At 35.5% G+C, this 23249-nt stretch carries 19 protein-coding genes; 9 read left to right on the top strand and 10 right to left on the bottom strand.

What is annotated here, in order from left to right; translation table 11 throughout:
* The first annotated feature begins 218 nt into the window (after nucleotides 1-218).
* The 7 genes from N8A89_RS15005 (at nucleotide 219) to N8A89_RS14975 (ending at nucleotide 7573) form a co-directional block, all read left to right on the top strand.
* Nucleotides 219-1166: a GNAT family N-acetyltransferase gene (locus N8A89_RS15005; protein ID WP_281542965.1), complete on the top strand. Its 948-nt coding sequence runs from the start codon at nucleotides 219-221 to the stop codon at nucleotides 1164-1166.
* 371 nt (nucleotides 1167-1537) lie between these two features.
* The gene (locus N8A89_RS15000) at nucleotides 1538-2419 is read left to right on the top strand and encodes an FAD/NAD(P)-binding protein (RefSeq protein ID WP_281542964.1); all 882 of its coding nucleotides are present in this window, start codon (nucleotides 1538-1540) and stop codon (nucleotides 2417-2419) included.
* An 80-nt stretch (nucleotides 2420-2499) separates the two neighbouring features.
* A complete protein-coding gene (locus tag N8A89_RS14995) occupies nucleotides 2500-3123 on the top strand; it encodes a hypothetical protein (protein WP_281542963.1) in 624 nt (207 codons plus the stop codon).
* A 101-nt stretch (nucleotides 3124-3224) separates the two neighbouring features.
* Nucleotides 3225-4298: a GNAT family N-acetyltransferase gene (locus tag N8A89_RS14990; protein WP_281542962.1), complete on the top strand. Its 1074-nt coding sequence runs from the start codon at nucleotides 3225-3227 to the stop codon at nucleotides 4296-4298.
* A gap of 315 nt (nucleotides 4299-4613) precedes the next feature.
* Nucleotides 4614-5237: a sugar transferase gene (locus N8A89_RS14985; RefSeq protein WP_281542961.1), complete on the top strand. Its 624-nt coding sequence runs from the start codon at nucleotides 4614-4616 to the stop codon at nucleotides 5235-5237.
* Nucleotides 5238-5400: 163 nt separating this feature from the next.
* Nucleotides 5401-6408, top strand: coding sequence for an ATP-grasp domain-containing protein (locus N8A89_RS14980; RefSeq protein ID WP_281542960.1), 1008 nt, complete (start codon nucleotides 5401-5403; stop codon nucleotides 6406-6408).
* 94 nt (nucleotides 6409-6502) lie between these two features.
* Nucleotides 6503-7573, top strand: coding sequence for an acyltransferase family protein (locus tag N8A89_RS14975; RefSeq protein ID WP_289644543.1), 1071 nt, complete (start codon nucleotides 6503-6505; stop codon nucleotides 7571-7573).
* A gap of 27 nt (nucleotides 7574-7600) precedes the next feature.
* Here the strand turns inward: N8A89_RS14975 and N8A89_RS14970 are convergent, their stop codons facing one another.
* The gene (locus N8A89_RS14970; RefSeq protein WP_281542958.1) at nucleotides 7601-8116 is read right to left on the bottom strand and encodes a formyltransferase family protein; all 516 of its coding nucleotides are present in this window, start codon (nucleotides 8114-8116) and stop codon (nucleotides 7601-7603) included.
* Between the two features lie 273 nt (nucleotides 8117-8389).
* Here N8A89_RS14970 and N8A89_RS14965 point away from each other — a divergent pair, with 273 nt between their 5' ends.
* Nucleotides 8390-9433 carry a sugar-transfer associated ATP-grasp domain-containing protein gene (locus tag N8A89_RS14965; protein WP_289644542.1) on the top strand — a complete coding sequence of 348 codons (1044 nt, stop codon included), beginning with the start codon at nucleotides 8390-8392 and terminating at the stop codon, nucleotides 9431-9433.
* A gap of 75 nt (nucleotides 9434-9508) precedes the next feature.
* Here N8A89_RS14965 and N8A89_RS14960 read toward each other — a convergent pair whose 3' ends face one another.
* From N8A89_RS14960 to N8A89_RS14920, 9 genes are all read right to left on the bottom strand, one after another.
* On the bottom strand, nucleotides 9509-10693 hold the full coding sequence (locus tag N8A89_RS14960; protein WP_281542956.1) for an OmpA family protein: 1185 nt from the start codon (nucleotides 10691-10693) through the stop codon (nucleotides 9509-9511).
* A 307-nt stretch (nucleotides 10694-11000) separates the two neighbouring features.
* The gene (locus N8A89_RS14955; protein WP_281542955.1) at nucleotides 11001-11264 is read right to left on the bottom strand and encodes a hypothetical protein; all 264 of its coding nucleotides are present in this window, start codon (nucleotides 11262-11264) and stop codon (nucleotides 11001-11003) included.
* Nucleotides 11257-12396: an N-acetyl-alpha-D-glucosaminyl L-malate synthase BshA gene (gene bshA / locus N8A89_RS14950; RefSeq protein ID WP_289644541.1), complete on the bottom strand. Its 1140-nt coding sequence runs from the start codon at nucleotides 12394-12396 to the stop codon at nucleotides 11257-11259. Before bshA ends, N8A89_RS14955 begins: the two co-directional genes overlap by 8 nt.
* 17 nt (nucleotides 12397-12413) lie before the next feature.
* Nucleotides 12414-15323 (bottom strand): serine hydrolase domain-containing protein, encoded by a 2910-nt coding sequence (locus N8A89_RS14945; RefSeq protein WP_281542954.1) that lies wholly within the window; start codon nucleotides 15321-15323, stop codon nucleotides 12414-12416.
* Nucleotides 15324-15416: 93 nt separating this feature from the next.
* Nucleotides 15417-15899, bottom strand: coding sequence for an ABC transporter ATPase (locus tag N8A89_RS14940; RefSeq protein WP_281542953.1), 483 nt, complete (start codon nucleotides 15897-15899; stop codon nucleotides 15417-15419).
* A gap of 15 nt (nucleotides 15900-15914) precedes the next feature.
* A complete protein-coding gene (locus tag N8A89_RS14935; RefSeq protein WP_281542952.1) occupies nucleotides 15915-16706 on the bottom strand; it encodes a (Fe-S)-binding protein in 792 nt (263 codons plus the stop codon).
* An 8-nt stretch (nucleotides 16707-16714) separates the two neighbouring features.
* The gene (locus N8A89_RS14930) at nucleotides 16715-18052 is read right to left on the bottom strand and encodes a 4Fe-4S dicluster domain-containing protein (RefSeq protein ID WP_281542951.1); all 1338 of its coding nucleotides are present in this window, start codon (nucleotides 18050-18052) and stop codon (nucleotides 16715-16717) included.
* 3 nt (nucleotides 18053-18055) lie between these two features.
* Nucleotides 18056-19021 (bottom strand): MlaD family protein, encoded by a 966-nt coding sequence (locus tag N8A89_RS14925; RefSeq protein ID WP_281542950.1) that lies wholly within the window; start codon nucleotides 19019-19021, stop codon nucleotides 18056-18058.
* Between the two features lie 66 nt (nucleotides 19022-19087).
* Nucleotides 19088-20365, bottom strand: a complete 1278-nt coding sequence (locus N8A89_RS14920) for an N-acetylmuramoyl-L-alanine amidase family protein (protein ID WP_289644540.1) — start codon at nucleotides 20363-20365, stop codon at nucleotides 19088-19090.
* 145 nt (nucleotides 20366-20510) lie between these two features.
* Between N8A89_RS14920 and N8A89_RS14915 the strand changes: the two genes are divergently transcribed.
* Nucleotides 20511-23243 (top strand): putative LPS assembly protein LptD, encoded by a 2733-nt coding sequence (locus tag N8A89_RS14915; protein ID WP_289644539.1) that lies wholly within the window; start codon nucleotides 20511-20513, stop codon nucleotides 23241-23243.
* Nucleotides 23244-23249: the final 6 nt, after the last annotated feature.

Genomic DNA, 23249 nt, shown 5'->3' with positions numbered 1-23249 from the left:
TAAATGATATAGTGGTATGTTATCATAAAAAATAATAGGGTTGTACATTATCAATACATGAAGTTAATCCAATAATGTATCAAATTCAACCAATAATTAGGACAACAACAAACGAAAATGATAAGAATGCGTATTTTTATAATGTGCAAGGAACACCTAGTATGATAATCTATAATATTTGGAATACCTTAGACAAAGTCCTTTAGCAAATTTTAGAAATGAGCATATTATTGAAAACTTTGGAGGTACATGAAATTTCATCAAAAGTTGGCGTAGAGAGGTATAAGCATCACCTTAATATGGTTGACCCAGAAAATCCTTATTATAAATATGAACTACTAAATGTAGACTATCAAAAAAACAATAATCTCATGTATTTTGTGTTTTTTGTTGAAAATAGTCCTAAGGTTTTAATGCCTTTCTATCTCAATCCAATAATAACCAAGGGAAGGAAGACAACATATAAGGATGTTTCTAGTCCATGGGGATATACGGGACCACTTTTGGAAAAAAATTGTAAAGTAGATATTCTTCGTGATTTTTGGAAAGAAGTTGATGACTGGTATATGGCCGAAAATATTATCTCCGAATTTATCCGATTTAATTTCTCAGGAAATCATAGAAACTATTCCGGGAAGGTTGTTCACACGCTTTCTAATGTTAGAGGCAATATTCTAGATGAGCAAGTCTTATGGAACAATTTTAATAGGTCTGTTAGGAAAAATTATAATAATGCCCAGAAGTATGATTTAGAATTTCAATTATGGCACGATGAAATCCAATCAACTCAAATTGAAGAGTTCTATTCTATTTACATAGGTACTATGGATAGACATGATGCTAAAGACAATTTCTATCACACTTTAGAGTATTTTTCAAATTTCATTCTAAAAAATAAAGGACGATGTTCACTTGCTATTGTGTATCTGGGGGAAATAGCAGTTTCAACTGAATTGGTACTTTTATCTAATGACACCATGTATTCCTTTTTGGGCGGAACCAATTCTGAATATTTTCATGTAAGGCCTAATGATTTTTTGAAAATTAATATGCTTAATTGGGCAAGAAAAAAAGGCTTAAAGTATTACATTATAGGAGGTGGACTTTCAGATGGTGACAGTCTTTACAAGTACAAAAAAAGTTTTTTCCAAAAGATGAGGATTTAAGTTTCTATACGGGAAGAAAAGTTCTAAACACGGAAATTTACCATGAACTTGTTAAAAGTAACAGTGTTGGGGAGAAGCAAGATAATGGAGAAATCAATTTAGATTCTGGATATTTTCCTTTATATAGAAAAAATTAGGTTGAACTCTGCGTTCTAAATGAAATTTAAATATGGACCTTACACTTACTTAGATTGATGAAAAAGAAATCCTTTATTATTGCTAATTGCAACAACTATGATTAATTTAAATTTTCCTAAGGAAGTTAAAGTGGAATTACGATTAGGACAACAAAATTCGATTGAAACTTCGCATGTTTTTTAAAATTCCAACATCACTGCATTTGAGTTAAAAACATGACTAATTCTATAGAATTGAAAAAAGAGAATATAACATTTATTGGAGCTGGGATTGCCACCGCTTATGCGTTGTTGAGAATTACGCAAATTCTCACGGAACAACCAATAAATATACCATTTAGGGTAAGAATAATTGATAAATCACCGGATTTCTTTGCGGGTATACCTTATGGTGATAGATCTGGAAAGGCGGTTTTGCTTATTAATGCCCTAAATAATTTTCTTCCGCCTGATGAGCGTCTATTATTTGTCCAATGGTTAGATGAAAGGAAAGAGTCTTTATTGGATGAGTTTTTAGAGCATGGCGGGGAGCAAGCAAAAATCTGGGTAGAAAACAATAGACCTTTTATAGATTCAAATAATTGGAACGAACTTTATATTCCAAGATTTTTCTTTGGAAGATTTATTAGAGAAAAAACTGTCAGTGAACTCAGTAGATGTGAAAATGCTGGACTAATTGAGATGACATACACAAATGGCGAGGTTTTAGATGTTAACAAAGAAACCAACTTGTTCAAAGTAATCCTAAAAAATGAGATTTCTATTTACAGCGAAAACATAGTCCTGTCTATAGGATCATTGCCTACAAGAAAAATTTTCAAAGAAGAATTAATTATTAAAGGTCATGGATATCTTGTACTTAATGATATTTACAATAAAAATCTTTCATTCAATATAGGTTTAATTAAAGAATTCCTTAGGTCAAGAAATGGCAAAGCGACAAATGTTCTAGTAATTGGTGCTAACGCCAGTGGCTTGGAGACACTATATAGTTTTGTGGACCACATTGACTTAAACGACAAGATTACCAGCTATACCGTTTTGTCATCCCATGGTTTAATGCCAGATTCGGACATTGACTATGAAAAAGAAAGGACTTTAAGCCAAAATCTCTAACTGCCCTTAAAAGCAAAAAAGTCATTACTGCCAATGACATAGCCAAGGCAGCATATGAAGATTTAGACAGAGCACATGAAATGAGTCTAGGGGCCGCATCTACTGTTGATACAATTTCTGGTGAAATTGGAGGTCTTCTAGGGTTATTGCACTATGATGAATTGGAAAATTTTGCATGTTTTCACGGTAACGATATTGGTAGAAAACAACGATGCGCTGGGTCTCACTATACTAGTGTAGTCAAAGAATTAAAACAGCGAGATAAATTAAATCATATTGCAGGACGATTCTATAAGATTCATGAAATTGAAGATATGGATGGTCTAAGGGTAACCTACGTAGATACGGCATCTCAGCAGAAAATAGATATTGACAAGGACATTCACTTAATAATCAATTGTATGGGCGCTACTACGCTTGAAAGTAGTGATGCCCCTGAATTTCTTAAGAAATTAATATCAAAATCCCTAGTCGTACCGAATAAGTCAAAAATAGGTTTTAAGATAAATAGTGATTTTGAATCAAGTGATAATTTTTTTATTGCCGGGCCTTTGCTTGCAGGCAATGTAATTGACAACAAAGCAATGTGGCATTTAGAACATTGTGGGAGGATTATCTGGAGTAGTGGCTTGTTAGCAGATAAAATAATGTATGATATCGTTCATTCGGAAAATAGCGTAAACCTAAAAGCGGATAAAAACTAGAATATGAGCATTCAGGCTTAAATTATTTTTCAGTATTTAGATTCTTTAGCTTTGGAAAAAGACACACATTGATATTCGTTGAAAAATCTTAAATTGATTGAATGAAAATTAGTCCCCTACAAATTCATAATCTTTCTACTCAACAAGACTATCCAAAATACAAAGATTATTTAAAACAAATCAATACCGCAAATCCCTTTTACCGGCTAGAGATATTATTGAATCCTTTAGTTGACTCTGAAGGCCTTAAATACTTTGTGTTTAGCACAGATGATAATCCAAGGATTTTAATGTTGTTCTATCTCCGTACTATCATTTGCCCAATAACCAAGAAAAAGTTTTATGACGTCATTAGCCCTTATAGCTACAGCGGTCCTATATTCAATAAAGATATTGAACCGAATATCATCATTCAATTTTGGAAGGCAGTGGATTTGTGGTATAAAGAGAATAATGTAGTTTCAGAATTTATAAGGTTCAGTCTTAATAACAATCATATGCATTATAGTGGTCTTGTTGTACAAACATTGAAAAACGTGAAGGGACAAATAGTACATTATGAAACTCAATGGAGTAATTTCAGTAAAAAAGTTCGTAATAACATAAGAAAAGCTTTAAAATATGAATTGGAATTTGATATTCTTCAATCCGAAATCGATTTGGATTCTATCAAAGTATTTTATAAGATATATCTTGACACAATGATTAGAAATAATGCTGAAAAAAGATATCATTTTTCACTTGATTATTTTATCAAATTTCTAAAAAATAATGGGGACTGTTCAGCATTGGCCTTGGTAAAAAAGAATAATTTGGTAATTTCTGTAGAATTACTTTTAATGGATGATAAGCATGTTTATTCTTTCCTCGGGGGCACTGATGCTACGTATTTCAAATTCAGACCAAATGATTTCCTCAAATTTAATGTAATTAATTGGGCAAGAGATAATGAATACAAATATTATGTATTAGGAGGAGGACAAATTGATAATGATTCCTTGTATAAATACAAAAAAACATTCTTCCCTTTAGATGAAAATGTATTTTTCCATACAGGAAGAAAAATTATTAATATAGAAAAATATAAAAGTTTAGTGATGAACCTAAATGTTGAGGTTCCTGTATCACAGATTTTTGACATCTCTAAAGGATTTTTTCCGCGATATCGAGAGTAAATTGAATTTAACCTATTATATGTAAAAAAAAACTGTAGCCCGAGAAAGATTGTACGTTAGATGCTTTTGGCGAAACTCTCACATTGGCAATTTACCTTTAAAAAACCTGAGTTTAATAATTGTCAATATCAGTAAATTATCGGCTTAAAAAGCAAGTTACCTATTAAATAGAATCTTGAAGAATACAATTAATATATTTACAAAGTAAAAACTTAATACGCTCCTAGAATTTTTAATGGTAGATTATTATATCTAACTTAGTGAAGACTAGGATAAAGATTTTTAATCTCCTTTAGTTTCTGATTGAACAAAAAAATGTACAGCATATTTTTCAAACCAGTGATTGATGTAATTGTGTCTGTGATTGGATTTATTACTCTTCTTCCAATTTTTCTAATTGTTTATGTTGTTTTGACTCTAATCAATAAGGGAAGACCTATATTCTTTCAGTCTAGACCAGGAAAAAATGAAAAAGAATTTGTTATTATGAAGTTTAAGACAATGAATGACAAAAAGGACGTAAATGGTAAATTACTTCCTGATAATGAAAGGATGACTAAATTTGGCTCCTTTCTTAGAAAATCTTCCTTAGATGAAATTCCTCAATTACTAAATGTAATTAAAGGTGACATGAGCTTAGTTGGTCCAAGACCTCTTAGAATGCGTTACTTACCTTTTTACACCAATAGGGAAAAAATAAGGCACAGTGTTAAACCAGGAATAACAGGTTTGGCTCAAGTTTCAGGTAGAAATAGTTTGAACTGGGATCAAAAATTAGAGCTTGATGTAATATATGTTAAAAACCTTTCGTTTTATAATGATTTTAAAATACTACTTAAAACTTTAAAAAAAATCATGAACGCCTCTGACATAGACTTAAATGAAGAAATGCATTCTTTTGATGAGTATAGAGCAAGAACCATAAAACCATTTGAATGAAATATTAAGATTGATTTTAAAAATCAATCTTCCATAAAAGGATTTATAGAGAACTGGTTAGTTCTATGAGGTAATTATCAATTTAATAGTTATCAAAATAGACAGGATTAAAAAATGGGAATCAAAATTTTGAAAATTAATTGAAGTTAAAAAAATTAAATAGATGAACATATTATTCACCTGTGCTGGAAGGCGAAACTATTTGATAAATTATTTTAAAGAAGCCCTTAATGGAAAAGGTAATATAATCGCTGCTGATAAACAACTAACCGCACCTGCCCTAGTGGATGCAGACATCGCAAGAAAAGTACCATCAATTAATAGTCCAGATTACATTGATGCTCTTAGAAAAATTATTCTTGAAGAAAAAGTTAATGCTATTATATCCTTAAACGATTTGGAATTACCCGTTTTGTCAAAAAACAAGGAAAAGCTTGAGCTATCTGGAGCTAAACTTATAATTTCAAATGAAAGAATTATAGATATTGCTTTTGACAAATGGAAGACATATAATTTTTTTAAGCTGCATAAGATTGCAACTCCTAAGACCTATAAAAGTCTTGATGAAGCCTTAGTAGGCTTGAATAACTCTGAAATAAATTTTCCTTTAATTGTAAAACCAAGGTGGGGAAGCGCATCTATAGGTATAGATTCAGTTGACAGCAAAGAAGAGTTAATACTCTCCTACAATTTAAATATAGAAAAACTAAAAAAAGGAGGACCAGAAAAGGGAAATTTTAATAGACCATACGAGAGTATTTTAGTTCAAGAGAAAATTATAGGGGAGGAATATGGTATAGATATTTTGAACGACTTTGATGGTAATTATTATGATTCCTTCGTTAGACAAAAATTAGTAATGCGTTCTGGCGAGACTGACAAAGCAGTTTCTGTCATTGATGAAAAATTTTCAAGAATAGCTAAAAAGGTAAGTCTACATTCAGGTCATATCGGAAATATGGATTGTGATTTTTTTGTTAAAGATGAAAAAGTTTATTTTCTTGAAATGAATCCTAGATTTGGTGGTGGCTATCCTTTTTCTCACCAAGCAGGGATTAATACCCCGGGTATTTATATTGATTGGTTGAATGGGGTTAAAGACGTTAAGAGACATAATAATTATTTACCCAATCTCTCCTTTGCGAAATGCGACAGATTAATTAAAATTTAGGTTTTGTAATTAAATTTTCATTGAAACAAATTTCTTTCAAATAATCCAGAACTGAGACTTCTTTCAGGACATCCTTTCTAATCAAAAAAACTTTATGAAAGAACTACCTAATCTTTATGCTCTAAGATTTATATTGTCAATTTTCGTTGTAATTACACATATACCATTGGTCTCTAAAACACTAAATATTGCATCATTCAATGACCATCCTATATTTCACAAAGGAACTTTAAGTGTTTTCTACTTTTTTACTCTTTCCGGTTTTCTAATTATACGTTTATTATGGCTTGAGTTAAGAAAAAATAATACCATAAACCTAAAACGATTTTATGCAAGACGAATTTCTAGATTATATCCTGTGTACTATCTAGTTTTGTTCGTTGGGCTGTTTATTTATCATTTTATGTTGCCTCTGTTTAATATTGATTTCGAAATTAATTACTCCTTAGACAAATTATTATTATATTTCATTTTCTTTATGCCGAATGTTTTCACCTCTTTTTATAGTGTAGGAGGGATTTTAGAAGTATTATGGAGTATAGGTGTAGAAGAACAGTTTTATCTTTTCATACCATTACTTATTTTAACTTTCAAGGGAAAAACTATTAAACTACTATCTGTTGTTTTAATAATTTGTCTAATCTTATTCGCTTTTACCAATGCATTTGTACACTATAATTTTTATTTCTATTTCCTCTTTGGCGGACTTTTGGCAATTATTTTTGAGCAAATGAAAACAAGTATTTTTAATAACAAAATTGTTCACCTAATTGTGTATGCAGTTTTTATTTTAAGTTTTGTTACCAATATATTTGATTTCGAAAATAGATTCCTTTTTCACTTTTTTAATATGATTGTAAGCGGTCTCTTGATAAGTCTAATTTCATACTATCCAGTTTTTAATATAGAAAGTAAAATTATAAATCACTTGGGTAAAGTGTCTTACGGTATTTATATGTATCATATGATAGTTCTTACAGGTATTCTTTTTTTAGTGACGAAATTTAGTTTAGAATCGTATTTTATTTCTGAAATATTATTTATTTGCTCCTTGAACATTGCCGTAATATTCACCACAATAGCAGTTGCCAGCGTTTCTTTCAAATATTTTGAATCAATTTTTTATAAATCTAAATTAGTATCTAAATCAAAAAAAAATAACTAAAATTGAAATCATTTTATATTTCATAACTTACTTACCGCTTTCAATCCTATTCATTGTTTTTAATATGATTGAAATACCAATTTGGGAAAATTTAGGATATAAACTTTCAAATGTATCGCCTTCCTTTACTCTAATAGGTTCTTGATATAGAATTATCCCCTTATCATATTCATTGTCTATAATATGTGTTGTAATTCCGGTAATCTTAACGCCGTAGTTCAAAGCATCTTGTATAGCGGTCTTTGTGGCCAAAAAACTAGGGAATAGTGAAGGGTGAACATTCATTATCTTATTAGGATAAGCATCTAAAATTTCTTTAAGAATTAAATATTGGAATCCAAGTAAGAAAATATGGGAGATATTGTTCCTTTTTAAACTTTTAAGTATTTCATTTTGATATTCTATTTGGGTAAGATATTCGCTAGGTTTAATTAATACAACAGGAATACCATTCTTTTTTGCAACATGAACGGCACCACAGTTTTCCGCTTCATATATAAGTAGACCGATTTTATTAATTTCTTTTTTTGGAATAATGTTCAATCACATCCACTGCATTTTTACCCCAAAAACTAGTTAACAAAGCCCATTTAATCATATTTGCTTAAATCTTTTAAAAACTAAGGATAAAACTTTTACTGTATATAACTTATCAAAAGGTAATTAATATTAATACCTTGCTTGAATTAAAAATGAAGATAAATCTTTCAACTGTTCTATTAAAATCATTCGAAGAAATATCATTTTTTTATTTGTTAATGTGTTCAAATTTTTCTAGTAATTTTTAAAGTAAAATAGTAATTTTATTTGCGAGTTATGAATAGAACGGCTTTTAAAAGATTTAAAATTTTTCTAAAGGACAAGAATAAAAAAAACTTGTCTCAAATTTTAAAGGAGTTTATCTCTCTTTGGTATATTAAAAAGGAGATGCCACTATATTATTTTAAGCATTTGTATAAGAAGGATGAAACAAATATATATGATTACTTGGGGACAAAGGAAGGAGATCTTATACATAAGAGTAAAGAACTTCATAAAATACAAAATACTTCTATCATCAATAATAAACTAACATTTGCGCTTTTTTCGAAAAAATATTCTCTTAAGACCCCAATACTTCTTGGATATCATTTATCAAATCAATATTTCTATCAAGACAAAATCAGAAATATTAAAGCTAAAGACGAATTACTAGATTTTTTCTTTAATCTTTTCGAAAATTGGAGCGTGGAAAAAATCTTTGTAAAACCACTTGATCTTTATGGGGGAAAAGGTTGCTTCATTTTAAATAAAGATGAATTACCTAGTCAGCTTACTGCCTATCAAAATGTTTTATTAGAAGGAAGCCATATTTTTTCTGAAGTAGTTGAACAACACCCCAAGGTCAACGAAATTCACAAAAAATCACTAAATACTTTAAGAATTGTTACCTATATTACAGATTTAGGTAAAAAAGAAATTGTTTCCACTTTTATGAGATTTGGAATTGGCGACAGTGTAGTAGATAATGGATCTGCTGGAGGTCTTTACATAGGTATAAACGAAAAAAATGGAACGCTAAAAAGTTATGGTTATCGTACAATGGAGCATGGAGGAGAAAAACTGACATCTCATCCAAATTCCAATTATCAATTTAAAAACTTTATAATTCCTTACTATAAGGAAGCTTGTGAACTTGCTTTAAATACTCTTGACTACATCCCAGACCGATGGATTGGATGGGATGTTGCAATTACGCCAAATGGCCCAATAATTATAGAAGCAAATGATACTCCAGATCTTCATATGTCTGATGTTGCCCATGGAGGCTTGCTAAGAAATAATCATATTAAAAATTTAGTTGAGAAACTAAAAAATTGACCAAATAATCTACAATGTTTTATTAAATTAAATGATTATTTCAAATGCAATGTAATTATTTAGAAAAATAATTGTTTATTTCATTTTCAATATAACAAACTCCGATCTCCTATTCACCTTATGTTTTTCTTCGGAACAGAAAGTGTTATCATCACATTCGTTGAGCAACATTCGCTCTCCAAAAGCCTCAGTAGTCAATTGTGATGAAACAATCCCCTTCTTCAGCAAGTAGTCTTTCGTTCTTTCAACCCTTCTTTGGGACAACCAATCGTTATAATTCGATGATCCACGAGAATCTGTATGCGAAGTGATTTTCAAAATCAAACCTGGATTATCATTGATAATTATGGCCAATGAGTCTAGTATTTGTTGAGATTTTCTATTTAAAACAGAAGAGTTCAAATCAAAATAAACAAAACCGAGGGCGTCTATTTTATCTTTAATGATACTCTTTCTTTTATTTTGCGCATCTAACTTGGCTCTCTCAGCAGCAGCCATCTCAGCTTTTTCCTTTTCTTCTTTAAGCCGTTCTGCAAGTAAAGCTTCCTCCTTTAATCTATTGACCTCTGCTACGGAATCCATTTGTCGTTGTCTTTCTCTCTCTAAAGCCGTCAACATCGCTAACTTCTCTTCTCCCCTTTTTGACAGCCCTTTTTCTATTCCAAATTGATAAACTATACTTGCCGCATGTTGAATGTGGTTCGTAGCTCCGTTCGACTGGCTCATAGCCCACTTTCCCGAAGAGTTAAAATCCAGACCCCATTTGTCAGAAAACCACGTTCTGAAACCTATAACGGCATTATAGGTACCTCTTCCTACATTATTAGCATCCGAGTAGCCGGCACCTATTCCTATGTAAGGGTCAAACCATGCAGTATGACCAATAATCTTATTTAAATCGTAGGAAACTCTCGTATCAAAACCGTAATAATTTATATCTGTAGCATTTTCTACCCCATCTATAATATTCCCTTCTTTATATTTGTTGTAAGTACCAATAGCCTCAATACCCAATCCGTTCTTAAAGTATTTTCCAATACTCAATCTGGAGGGATAGGGCAAGATATTCCACTCCTCCCCAACGTTAAATAACCCATCAAAAACGTTTCCTGAATCGTCGATAGCATTATAGCCTAAACCTAAAATCCAGGATTTTTGTACGATACTATCTTTGGAGGTAAGCTGAAGTTCTTCTTGTCCGATTGCCGTATTGTGGATAGCAAATACTAAGAGACAACATAAAAGCAATGAGGTTTTCATAGGTTAAGATTTGGGTTTGAAACGTAAAATTACGCCTACCCAAATGACCCAACAAAAAAGTACCATGTAAGGTGATTATTTTCGACGGATAGATGAACTATCCATTCCTACCGATTATCTGCTTTATTAAAAACTATCTTTTTTGAATTGTTCGGTAGTTTGTAAATTCGAAATGGACTTGTTACTGATTTAGTTTCAGTTTTGCTGGTTTTCAGCTCTTTCGAAAGAATATAAGCATCCTTTGTTTCCTTAGTTAAGTGCAATTCTGGCATCTCGGAAACCTCGGCTCCGGCACACCAAACAAAGATCATTTCTTTATCAAAGTCGACCTCTGGAATCGGTAGACCAGGTTTTCGAGTTCTATTAATTTTTCCAAAAAAGCCGTTAAAGATTTTTGATCTTTAATAATCAGGGTTTCTTCTACTTCTGAACCGCTGTAATTCTCTTCCATTATTAATTCCATATCAGGAAAATTCTTAACATCCTCGGAAGCTGCGTTCTTTTGTCCTTTGCAAGAGAAAAGAACAAGCATCGCATTTAATAAAAAAAGTGAAAACGATTTTTTAAGCATTCTTCAACCTGCTTTTGTATGCCCTTTGATATACCTCTTCGTACAGGGGTAGCACTTTGGTAATATCAAACTTTTGCGCCTCTCGTACAGCATTTGTCTTAAACTGCTCTAGCGTAGTATCATCTTTCAGAATACTTATTGCATTTTCTACCATGTCATCTATGTCGCCTATTTCGCTCAGAAAACCGGTAACACCATCCATATTTACTTCGGGTATACCACCAGCATTACTGGAAATGACAGGAACCTTATTAATCATGGCCTCTAATGCCGCCAGTCCAAAACTTTCGGACTCAGAGGGCAACAAAAACAAATCGGAAAAACAGAGAATCTTATCTATTTCATTACTATTACCTAAGAAAATTACTTGGTTGGAAATTCCCAACTTTTCGCAAAGTCTTTCAGCCCCCTCTTTTTCTGGACCCTCACCTACCATGATGAGCTTTGCTGGTAGCTGTTGTTGTATTTTATGAAAAACATGAATTACATCGGGTATACGTTTAACCTTTCTAAAATTACTTATGTGTGTAATGATACGTTCATTTTCATCCGCCATATTAGTACGTTGGCAGTCTGTGAAAGATGTATTATATTTTCTAGAATCGATAAAATTTGGGATTACTTCTATTTCCTTATGAATGTCGAAAATTTCTAGTGTTCCTTGTTTCAAACTATCCGATACGGACGTAACTACGTCTGACTGATTAATACTAAACGTTACTGCAGGTTTATAAAATGGATGTTTGCCAACCAAAGTAATATCGGTTCCGTGCAGGGTTGTTATCATTGGAACGTAAATACCTTCCTCCTCCAACATTTTTTTTGCCATATAGCCAGCGTAGGCGTGCGGTATGGCGTAGTGTACATGGAGTAAATCAATTTCATGCAGCTTTATAGTGTCTACTAATTTACTTGATAGAGCTAGTTCATAGGGCTGATAATGAAAAAGGGGATACTCCGGAACATGTACTTCATGGAAAAAGATATTATGACTTAAAAGCTCTAAACGAACTGGTTGCCTGTAAGTAACAAAGTGAACCTGATGACCCCTATTGGCCAGTGCTATTCCCAATTCCGTGGCTACCACCCCACTACCCCCAAAAGTAGGGTAACATACAATTGCTATTTTCATCTTTACAAAACTACCTTTTAATTTAAAATGGCGTCGTAAATAGCTTGTTGAATTCTGGTTCTTAACGCAGATTTAACTAATAAAGTGTTCGATGCACTGGGATAGGTACGATTGGAAAGAAAGACATAAACAATTTCCTCATCTGGGTCCGCCCAGGTATATGTGCCTGTAAAGCCGCTATGTCCAAAACTCTTTCTTGAAACACAACCACAAGTAGGACCACTATTTTCTAATTGAGGTTTATCGAATCCTACTCCCCTTCTGACTTTTTTATCACAGAAATAACATTTGTTAAACTTTTGCACCGTACGTGAATCAAAAAATTGGACACCCCCGTAATAACCTTCCTGCAAATACATTTGCATAATCTTAGCCACATCGTTAGCATTACTGAACAATCCTGCATGCCCTCCTACTCCACCTTGCATGGCCGCACCCATGTCATGCACATAACCGTGAACGGTTTGGTAACGGTAGTACTTATCCTCTTCAGAAGGAATAATCTTGTTTTTTGGAAATTTATCTAATGGGTTATAGGTCGTAAAATTGGCCCCGAGTCTATTATATAAAAAATCTTGTGTAAGTTTATCCAGGGGTTCACCGTACGTATCCTCAATATATTTTTTCATAACATAGTAGGGAACATCGCTATATCTATACCTATTGGATTTTAAGTCTTGCCTTCCAATCCGGTCATAAATAGAATCTTTATAGGCATCGGCCAAAAATAAATTTTCGGCAACCTTTGTCGAAAAGCCAGGTAGTGCAGTGCTTCGGTAAAATTCTTTGGAAGGCTTTCGGTCCTTATCCAAAGTGCTAACATAAAAAGCGATCCAAGCTGGCAACCTACCATAGTGGGACAAGGCCTTTAAAACGGTCACATTCTTTATTTCCGTATTAGAATAACCGGGCACCAATTCTTCAAAGGTGTCGTTCAAAGCTATTTTCCCCTCTTCCTCCATCTTCATAAGCATAGGTAACGTGGCCAGGATTTTGGTAAGTGATGCCAAATCATATAAATCGTCTCCCCGTACATCCGAATCCGAGGAATAGATAGGTTTTCCAAAGCTCTTTTCATAGACCACCTTTCCTTTTCGAGCAACCAGGACCTGAGCACCAGGAAACATTAAGCTGTCCAGTCCATTCTGCATCAATCTGTCAATATCGTTCAATTTTTGAGTACTTAGCCCAACCCGCTCAGGCTTGCTATATCCTAATCGCTGAAGTGATGACAATTCTATACCGGTTCCCACAGGAAATTCAGAATGAGCTGTGACCGGAAGTTTACCTAAAGCCGGAATAGCTCCAAATAGTAATTCAGCCGTTTTGCGCTGCGCTAAATCACTATTCTGATAAGACATCACAACGGCATCAATACTCTTAAAGGTTTGAATATTGGACAAGGTATAAGGTTTGGTAAAAACGCAAAGGATGAGATTGGATGTCCTAAGATTCGCTATCTCTTGCAACCAAGAAAGTTCGGTTTTAGAAAACTCGTAGGCTTTCCATGGGCTATCATTGCTTTTGTGATGCCCTATAATTATCAAATTATATTCGTATAATTTACTCTTTAAATTAGCGATATCACTTCCATTCACCTGTGTTACCGCTGCATATTTGTTCAATTCTTCTATAAAGGCATCACTTGGTGCATCTCCAAATTTGACATAGGCAATTTTCTTGTTCTGTAGATTTTTGATGCCTAAGAGATCAAAATTATTTTTAACAACCGTAATAGCACTTTCAATAGCTTCCTCGTATATCAAATCATCTTCTAACGAATTCAAATCTTTATAGAGATTTTCCTTATCTATCGGTTCGTACTTATGTAATCCTACCTTATACTTGGCCATAAGGATTTTCTTCACGGATAAGGCCAAACGACCTTCACTTATTTTTCCACGATTGTAAGCCTTTAGAAGTTTCTCCTTAGCATCCACTACATTTTTAGGCATTAACAACATATCGTTTCCTGCAATAAAAGCGGCTAGCTCTACTTCTCCCTTATCTCCGTATTTAGACGCCCCCTGCATGTTTAAAGCGTCCGTAAAGACCAGGCCTTCAAACCCCATTTCTTCTTTTAATATTCCAGAAATAATCTGCTCGGATAAGGATGATGGCAAGCCCTCCTTTAATTCCATTGCCGGAACTTCCAAGTGTGCCACCATAACACTACTTAACCCTTCCTTAATCAGCCTTTTAAAGGGATACAGTTCCAAGCTGTCCAGTCTTTCCCTCGAAAATGGGATTATCGGAAGGTCATGATGGGAATCCACAGCGGTATCCCCATGTCCTGGAAAATGTTTTCCGCTTGATAATACTCCGGCACTTTCCATACCTTTCATAAAGGCAATCCCCTTTTCAGCTACTACTTCCCTGTTCTCACCAAAGGAACGATTTCCAATTATGGGATTCAAAGGATTTGTATTGATGTCGATATCCGGAGCAAAATTGATGTGTACCCCCAAACGTTTAGCGTGCTCTCCTATACGATATCCTACCTTTTCTACAATTTCATTATTCTGAATGGCCCCTAAGGTCATATTCCATGGAAATGCATAGGTGGAGTCCAATCGCATAGCCAGACCCCATTCTGCATCCATACCTATAAGGAGCGGAATTTTTGATATGGACTGAAATTCATTACAAAGCTCTGCTTGTCTCAAAGGGCCTCCTTTAGAAAATATTAAGCCCCCAATTTCTTGCTCTTTAATAAGTTTCTTAATAGTATCTATCGCCTTGGAAGATTGATCGGAAGCGACATTGACCATGAACAATTGGCCAATTTTCTGCTCCAAAGTCATTTGCTCGTACTGACTATCTACCCATGCGACTTGCGAAAGACTATCAGAAGCGACTAATGGATTCTGTCCAAAAAGACCTAGAAAACCAAGTAAACAAAGTGAGGTTAATAAAAAAGGGCGCATAGATTTCACTGTATGGAGATAACTTTAAAGCAAGAAAATTATTGCATTTCATCGATAAAACCTAATGAAAAGGGTATTTGGCAAACGAGACTTTTAGACAAAACGTGCATGCCAGCTTTCCGAAGCAGGCACCTCCCAGTGCTCTCTGTATTCTCCTTTCGTGGCCACAAGGTTATTAAAAACGATGGTGTTTTTGGAAATCGCCCTTTGTTTGGCCATGGTTTTAAATTCCAATAAAGTTTTGTAGGCCACATATTCACCTTGTTTGTAGGAAACGTTCATTTTGTCCAGCAATTCAACTCCGTATTTCTTTTCTAAATTTTGAATAAAATGAACAGAAGCGTCTATGGAGCAACCGGTGGCGGGTTGGCTACTTTGGTCCAGTGCAATAATCAAGAAGCGTTTATACCGAACTTCGTAACCGGCTTTTAAACCTTGGCCATGAGCGGTCCACTGTGACAGAAATTTATCCAATTCGCTAGAAATCTCTTGTAATTCGGTATCCGTAAAAGATCTATTGGCTTGATAAATCCATACTCTAGAGGTGTCCGGTAATGTATTAAAATCTACTAACATAATTTTTTATTAGCACTATAAATCTTCTGCGGTCGCTATGACCTCTGCTATGTCCATAACTGCTATGGAATCCTCTTTTTCTTTATTTTTGACACCGTCCGTCATCATGGTGTTACAAAATGGGCATCCAGCAGCAATTATTTCCGGTTTTGTTTCCAAGGCCTGTTCCGTGCGTTCAATATTCACATCCTTATCCCCTTTCTCCGGTTCCTTGAACATTTGGGCTCCACCTGCACCACAACATAAGCCTTTCTGCTTACAATTCTTCATTTCTACTAACTCCGCATCCAATTTTCTGATGAGTTCTCTAGGGGCTTCATATACGCCATTGGCCCTGCCCAAATAACACGGATCGTGAAAAGTTATACGTTTACCTTTGAAAGCGCCACCTTCCATAGTGATTCGTTTTTCTTCCAATAATTGTTTCAAGAACTGAGTATGATGAACAACTTCATAAGTGCCTCCTAGTCCAGGATACTCGTTTTTTAAGGTGTTAAAGCAATGTGGACATGCCGTAACTACTTTTTTGACCCCGTAGGCATTCATTACTTCAATATTGGTTACCGCTTGCATTTGGAAAAGAAACTCATTCCCCGCCCTTTTTGCAGGATCCCCAGTACAGCTTTCTTCGGTTCCTAAGACAGCAAAAGATACTTGGGCCTTATTTAAGATTTTAACGAAAGCCTTGGTTATTTTCTTTGCCCTATCATCAAAACTACCTGCACATCCCACCCAGAACAAAACCTCGGGGGTAGTGCCAGCGGCAAAGAGCTCTGCCATGGTGGGTACTTTTAGTTCACTTGCCATAATATACTTTAAGATTCGTTACTCCAATTTAAACGGTCCATCTGATTAAATGGCCAAGGTGCCCCATTATTTTCGATATTCCCCATCATATTGTTCAAATCAGTGGGTGCTGCAGAATTCTCCATTACTAGGTACTGTCGCATATCCATGATGATGGACAATGGATCTATGCTTACTGGACAAGCCTCTACACAGGCATTACATGTGGTGCAGGCCCATAATTCTTCACGAGTTATATAATCGTCCAATAACTGTTTGCCATCTTCTTTGAATTCCCCATCATTCTTATCCATTATCTTACCTACTTCCTCTAAACGGTCACGGGTATCCATCATAATTTTCCTAGGTGATAATTTTTTACCGGTCTGATTAGCTGGACATTCGCTCGTACAGCGCCCACATTCTGTACAGGTATAGGCGTTTAACAGTTGAATCCTACTCAAGTCCATTACGTCGGATGCGCCAAATTTGTCAGGTACAGGCGCATCTTCAGGAGGAGCTGCAAATGGGTCTGCAGATGGGTCCATCATCAATTTAACCTCATTGGTTACTGCCTCTAAATTTTCAAATTGTCCCTTTGGTACTAACCTACCATAGTAGGTGTTGGGAAAGGCTAACAGAATATGTAAATGTTTTGAATAGTAAAGATAATTGAGGAAAAACAATATTCCAGCAATATGTAACCACCACGCAGTACGCTCTATAAGTATCAAAGTTTGGTTGGACGTGTTTTCAAAAATTGGCAATAAATATTGACTTACCGGAAAAGAGCCCATGATACCAGATTGACTGGCATAATGATTCGCTCCGTTCAATTGTAACTGAAAATCAGTAGCATTCATCGTCAAAAACAGGGCCATTAGCACTAGTTCTATGTACAGGATGAGATTTCCATCTTTTTTAGGCCACCCCTCCATTTCTGGCTTCATGAATCGTTTTAATCGAATCACATTTCTCCTCGCCCAGAAGATTACTACCGCTACTATGACTAATAAAGCTAATATTTCAAACGAAGCGATGAGTATATCATAGATTATTCCAAGTCCAGAAAAGATACGATGTGTACCCAACAAACCATCCAAGATAATTTCTAAAACTTCAATATTGATAATAACAAAACCAACATAAACTATGATGTGTAAAATACCAGCTATAGGCCTAACAACCATTTTTGTTTGTCCAAGTGCAATCTTGGCCATGTTCTTCCAACGCTGGCCCTTATTATCGGAGGCATCCGTCGATTTACCTAAATTGATATTGCGTCTGAGACGTGCTATATTCTTTGCAAAAAAACCAATCCCGGCGATTAAAAGAATGGCAAAGAGAATATTGGATAAGTACTGCATAAATTATTCTTCGATTTTTTCTGCTGGATCTTCTTCAGGCACCATATAGTCCTTTTGCTTTTTACCGAAAACAGATACATTGACGTAGCGCTTAGGATTCAGCCTAAAATCCTGAAGCAACAAATCCAATTCCCTAGAGGCGCTGTTCAAATTTGTATACAACTCCTTGTCGTTCATGAGCTTACCTAAAGTTCCGTCTCCCTTTTCTATCTTGGCCATTATCATATCTAAATTCGCAACGGTAGATTCCAAACTGGATAGTGTCCTACCCAACCCGGCATTATTCAAAGAGTCCGAAAGTTTGGCGAAATTATAGGTCAATGTCTCAAAATTGGTTAGAGAACTGTCTAGCTTGCCTTGATTGTTGTTTAAAATATTGTTCAGCACTTTGGCACTACCGTTGAGACTGGTCATAAGCTCACTTAGTCCATTAATGGCTGTCTGCAAGTCCTTCTTTGTTTTAGAGTCCAGTACATCATTAACGTTTATGAGGACAGAATCGGCATCCGAAACGGCGGATTCAAACTTTCTAAACAATGGAGTCAGTTTTTGCTGTGCTAGTTCCGTAAGACCAGGTCTTGTATCTGTTAAAAGTGTATCACCGGATTGCGCCTCAGGGGCACCATCGAATACCGGAATTATCTGAAGTCCCTTACCGCCAATGATACCAGTATCATAGAGCTCTACCCTACTATTCTTTGAAAATTTAAAATCACTGCTAACACTAAAGGTAACAATCAAATTCCCTTGGGTATCCTTGAACTTAATATCATTTACCTTACCTACCCCATAACCGTTTATGGAAACCACGGTACCTGCTTGCAAGCCTCCTACATTAGGATAAATTGCGTACAAGGTTTTACTGTTATCGAATAATGGTGTGGATTTTAAATAACTGAATCCCATTACAAACAATAGGATTCCACCGATTACTATAATTCCCGTTTTAAGTTCCCTCGATAGTTTCAATAAATGTATTTTATAGTTAAAACAAAATTAGAAATAATTACAACTTAAAAGTTCTAATTGAAAAACTTATTCCAAGTCCTTAGGTACAGGTACGCGTACCCCATCTTTATAAGCGACAATGTAAGCCGATTTATAACCTTTTAAAACGGCACTGGACTGAATTTTTTTCGCAGCGCTATAAGAATTGGTCTCGCCGTACATATATCTGTAAAGATTATTAAAAGGCTCTTTGGAAAGCATTCCTAATCCATTAAAATTGTCCCTGGTTAGGGCAAGGTCCTTTCCGCTTGCCATTATCTGCACTTTGTAAATAATATCATTAGCTACAGCGGTAGGCTTTGACGCTTCATTGTTCACGACCTCCTTTACTACGTTGTTTTCCACGTCGTTATTATCTACTTGGACATCATCAATTTTATCTACAGGTTCTTTCTTGACTATTGGGAGAGCTTCTTCAGTCTCATTTTCAACGGCAACAAGAGGTTTTTCTTGACGTTCCTCCGTTGGAAGAGGTTCCTCAGCCTTTGGCGGTATAGGTTCAGCACTAGCAATAGAAGGGCTTGAGACGCTAACACCTTTCTTATATTCTACAATAGCATTGGCTATAGCCGTGGCCATTTCTAATTGTCCTTTCTTGGAATCTAAATAGGCCCCTTCATCTTTGTTGGTCAAAAAACCCGTTTCTACCAGCACACTGGGCATAAAGGTTTGATGCAAAACTATAAAGCCCGCCTGTTTGACTTTTCTATTGTTCCGCTTCAACTTGTCGGAAAAATTGTCTTGAATCATTTTGGCCAGAGCTATGCTTTGATCTAAAAATTCTTCTTGCATAATAGTTAGGCCTATAACCGATTCAGGCGAATTGATGTCATAATCCGCATACCTCGTCTCGTAGTTATCCTCTAAATAGATAACCGAGTTTTCCTTTTTTGCAATCTCAAAATTCTGTTTATTAGCGTGTAATCCCAGAACAAACGTTCCGGCACCGTTTGCGTCGGATGAATGTGAATCACAATGTACCGAGACAAAAAGGTCTGCATTTGCCTTGTTAGCGACTTCTCCTCTAACATATAAATCAATAAACGTGTCGTCCTTGCGTGTATAAATGACCTTTATATCCTTGTTGCTGGATAAGATTTCACCAACTTTTAGCACAATGTTCAGCGCTATTTGCTTTTCTAAGTAACCGTTTCCAAGGTTACCAGGGTCATGTCCACCATGACCGGCATCCAAGACAACTACAAAGGGTTCGTTGGCTACAGTTTTAGATTCTGATGCGGTGTAGGAAAATAATGCAAGACATAATACCGAAAATGGTACAACTAAAAGTCGTTTAATTCTCATATTCATATGGGTTTTCAAAGCCCTTGTCATGGTTAAAATTATGGTAATACCCTAACAGGGGATTAAAAAATATATGTAAGTTTGACATCAGAAACTTGTGGCTCTATTCAACCGCCAAACCTTTACAAAAATAGGATATATAGCCTTGCAATCAAATAAACAGTACGTACTTTTCCTTTTCATTCTTTTTGTTGGTGCGTTTTTGATGCAAGCACAGGAGGACAGGATAGTGCCCCTTCCCATTAAGGTTGCAAAAGATACCATAATTGCTCCACTTTTTCCAGAACCTGTAGCTAACGATTCCGTGGTCGCCGATTCCTTAACAGCTGATTCCTTGAACCAAAAACCAGCCTTATTGTTGGATAAAATTACCTATAAGGCAAAGGATTATGTAAAACTAAGCCAAAAAGAAAATAAAATATACCTCTACAACGAGGCAGAAATCTATTACCAGGATACGGAACTAAAGGCGGGCATCATTATCATGGATTACATTAAAAACGAAGTTTCTGCAGGCCGTATAAAGGATTCTTTGGGAAACTATACGCAGTTACCCTACTTTAAACAAGGGTCGAATATTGTAATTCCGGATTCTATTCGCTTCAATTTTGATACCCAAAAAGCCTTGATATGGAATTCCCGAACGGAACAACAGGCCGCTGCCGGTGCTTTAGGAAGCGATGCCATGAAAGTCTATGCGGAAATTACTAAAAAAGAGAACGATTCCGTTTATTTTTTAAGTGAAGGAAAGTTGACCACTTCCAAGGATACAATTAATCCCGATTATTATATTAGGGTTAGAAAGGCCAAGTTTGTACCTAAAAAGAAGGTTATCGCCGGATTTAGCAATCTTTATATAGCCGATGTTCCAACCCCCATTGCAATGCCATTTGCTTATTTCCCCCTTTCGGTGGGACGAGCGGCTGGGGTTTTAATGCCCACTTTTGGAAACGACCCCGATAGAGGTTATTTTCTTCAAGATATGGGATATTATATTCCCATTGGGGATTATGCCGATTTAACCCTAACGGGAGACTTTTATACTAATGGAAGTTGGGGTTTTAGGTCGACCTCTATTTATACCAAACGATATAGATACCGTGGTAATTTTAATTTCAGGTATGAGAACCAAGTTAACAGCCAAAGAGGCTTTAGCGATTATAGCTTAACCAGAAATTACAACATACAACTGTCTCACTCCCAAGATCCCAAAGCAAGTCCCAATTCCCGATTTTCCGCTTCGGTCAACTTAGGAAGTAGTGAATATTATCGGAATTCGTTGCAGCAACGAAATTTGCCCAATACGCAAAACAATACCTTATCCTCGTCCATTTCGTATTCCAGAACGTTTCCAGCGTATCCATCAGTAAATATGAGTGTAACGGCTACGCATTCCCAATTGACCTCGCCTACAGCAACCGACTCAGATGTTGATAATATTCGAATGACATTACCGACGCTTCAGGCAAGTATGGAGCGTATTTTTCCTTTCGCCAGAAGAGATGGTATTAAGAAAGGGGCGATTCAAAATATCAATTTTCAATATGATTTTAACGCACAGAACAGTCTCACAACTAACGATGAGGATTTTCTAACCGGCAGAATGTTCGATAACGCCAAGGTCGGTGCAAGAAATCGGATTCCAATTAGCACCAACTTTAAAATAGCTAAATTTTTTAGTGTGAGTATGGGCGGAACCTACGAGGACGTTTGGGCCTTGGAGACTTTTGAGCAACGTTTTGATACAGAAACCGAAACCGTGGTCAGAGACACTATAAGTGGTTTTGACCGGTATAATCAATATAACCTAAGTGCGAGTATCGGAACTACACTTTACGGAACATTTAATTTTGGTGAGGATAAAAAAATACAGGCCATTAGGCATGTGATGCGACCCCAGTTGAGTTATGGTTATGCACCATCTTTTGACCAGTTTTACGATGAATATATAATTGATACTGAGACAGGTGAGTCAGTACAGTACAGTCGTTTTGAAGGAACGCTTAACGGTGCACCTAGGTTAGGAAGGTCCAACAGTCTTAGCTTCTCTCTTGCCAATACACTGGAAGCAAAAGTGAGGGATAAGGATTCCACCAAACTAGAACCCAAGAAGATTCCTCTTCTTAGTAACTTTAATATATCCACGGGGTATAATTTGGAATCAGACTCCTTGCGCTTAAGTCCTTTGAGCCTTAATGGAGGCACCAACATTTTGAACAATAAAATGGCTATAAACTTTGCAGCCGGTCTGGATCCCTACGCAATAGACAATAATGGTCGCAGGATTAATACGTTCAATATTGATAACGGAGGTAGCCTTTTGCGGCTTACCCGTGCCAATGTAAATGTTAGTTATTCCATCAATAACGAAACTTTTGGTAAAAAAAGGGGCGATAAAGAGGAAGAAGAAATTGATGAGTTTGATTACGTAGCCCAGAGTGGTGGACGAACCGATGATCTCTTTGGTCGCGCAGATAATTTTGCGGATAACCCTATTCGTGAAAGGAACGATGAGGATGAAGATGTGGAAAATCCCTTATATGGTACTACAATACCTTGGGATTTTAGACTGGCATATTCTGCTAGTTATACAAATGCAGCACGGCAAAATGAGTTTAGCAGTCACTCCCTGATGTTTTCAGGAGATATCACGCTATCCCCGCGTTGGAAAGTTGGAGGTTCTTCCGGATATGATTTCAAGAACAAGGGATTTACACTTACCCAGCTAAGATTTGAGCGTGATCTTAAAAGTTTCGTAATGCGCTTTAATTGGACCCCTTTCGGGCAATATAAACGCTGGTATTTCTTTATTGGAATTAAATCATCGATTTTAAAAGATTTAAAGTGGGAAAATCGAAGTCAGCCTGTACGTAATTAATAATAA

Origin of the sequence: Maribacter aestuarii (assembly GCF_027474845.2) — a bacterium.
Taxonomy (GTDB): Bacteria; Bacteroidota; Bacteroidia; order Flavobacteriales; family Flavobacteriaceae; genus Maribacter; species Maribacter aestuarii.
Note: the sequence above shows the minus strand (reverse complement) of the source record. Positions and strands in the feature narration are given on the sequence as shown.

What these genes read in the sequence shown, in the direction of transcription:
- N8A89_RS15005 (WP_281542965.1), top strand. Translation starts at nt 219, where the DNA reads ATGAGCATATTATTGAAAACTTTGGAGGTACATGAAATTTCATCAAAA.
- N8A89_RS14995 (WP_281542963.1), top strand. Translation starts at nt 2,500, where the DNA reads ATGAGTCTAGGGGCCGCATCTACTGTTGATACAATTTCTGGTGAAATT.
- N8A89_RS14990 (WP_281542962.1), top strand. Translation starts at nt 3,225, where the DNA reads ATGAAAATTAGTCCCCTACAAATTCATAATCTTTCTACTCAACAAGAC.
- N8A89_RS14985 (WP_281542961.1), top strand. Translation starts at nt 4,614, where the DNA reads ATGTACAGCATATTTTTCAAACCAGTGATTGATGTAATTGTGTCTGTG.
- N8A89_RS14980 (WP_281542960.1), top strand. Translation starts at nt 5,401, where the DNA reads ATGAACATATTATTCACCTGTGCTGGAAGGCGAAACTATTTGATAAAT.
- N8A89_RS14975 (WP_289644543.1), top strand. Translation starts at nt 6,503, where the DNA reads ATGAAAGAACTACCTAATCTTTATGCTCTAAGATTTATATTGTCAATT.
- N8A89_RS14965 (WP_289644542.1), top strand. Translation starts at nt 8,390, where the DNA reads ATGAATAGAACGGCTTTTAAAAGATTTAAAATTTTTCTAAAGGACAAG.
- N8A89_RS14960 (WP_281542956.1), bottom strand. Translation starts at nt 10,693, where the DNA reads ATGAAAACCTCATTGCTTTTATGTTGTCTCTTAGTATTTGCTATCCAC.
- N8A89_RS14955 (WP_281542955.1), bottom strand. Translation starts at nt 11,264, where the DNA reads ATGCTTAAAAAATCGTTTTCACTTTTTTTATTAAATGCGATGCTTGTT.
- bshA (WP_289644541.1), bottom strand. Translation starts at nt 12,396, where the DNA reads ATGAAAATAGCAATTGTATGTTACCCTACTTTTGGGGGTAGTGGGGTG.
- N8A89_RS14945 (WP_281542954.1), bottom strand. Translation starts at nt 15,323, where the DNA reads ATGCGCCCTTTTTTATTAACCTCACTTTGTTTACTTGGTTTTCTAGGT.
- N8A89_RS14940 (WP_281542953.1), bottom strand. Translation starts at nt 15,899, where the DNA reads ATGTTAGTAGATTTTAATACATTACCGGACACCTCTAGAGTATGGATT.
- N8A89_RS14935 (WP_281542952.1), bottom strand. Translation starts at nt 16,706, where the DNA reads ATGGCAAGTGAACTAAAAGTACCCACCATGGCAGAGCTCTTTGCCGCT.
- N8A89_RS14930 (WP_281542951.1), bottom strand. Translation starts at nt 18,052, where the DNA reads ATGCAGTACTTATCCAATATTCTCTTTGCCATTCTTTTAATCGCCGGG.
- N8A89_RS14920 (WP_289644540.1), bottom strand. Translation starts at nt 20,365, where the DNA reads ATGAGAATTAAACGACTTTTAGTTGTACCATTTTCGGTATTATGTCTT.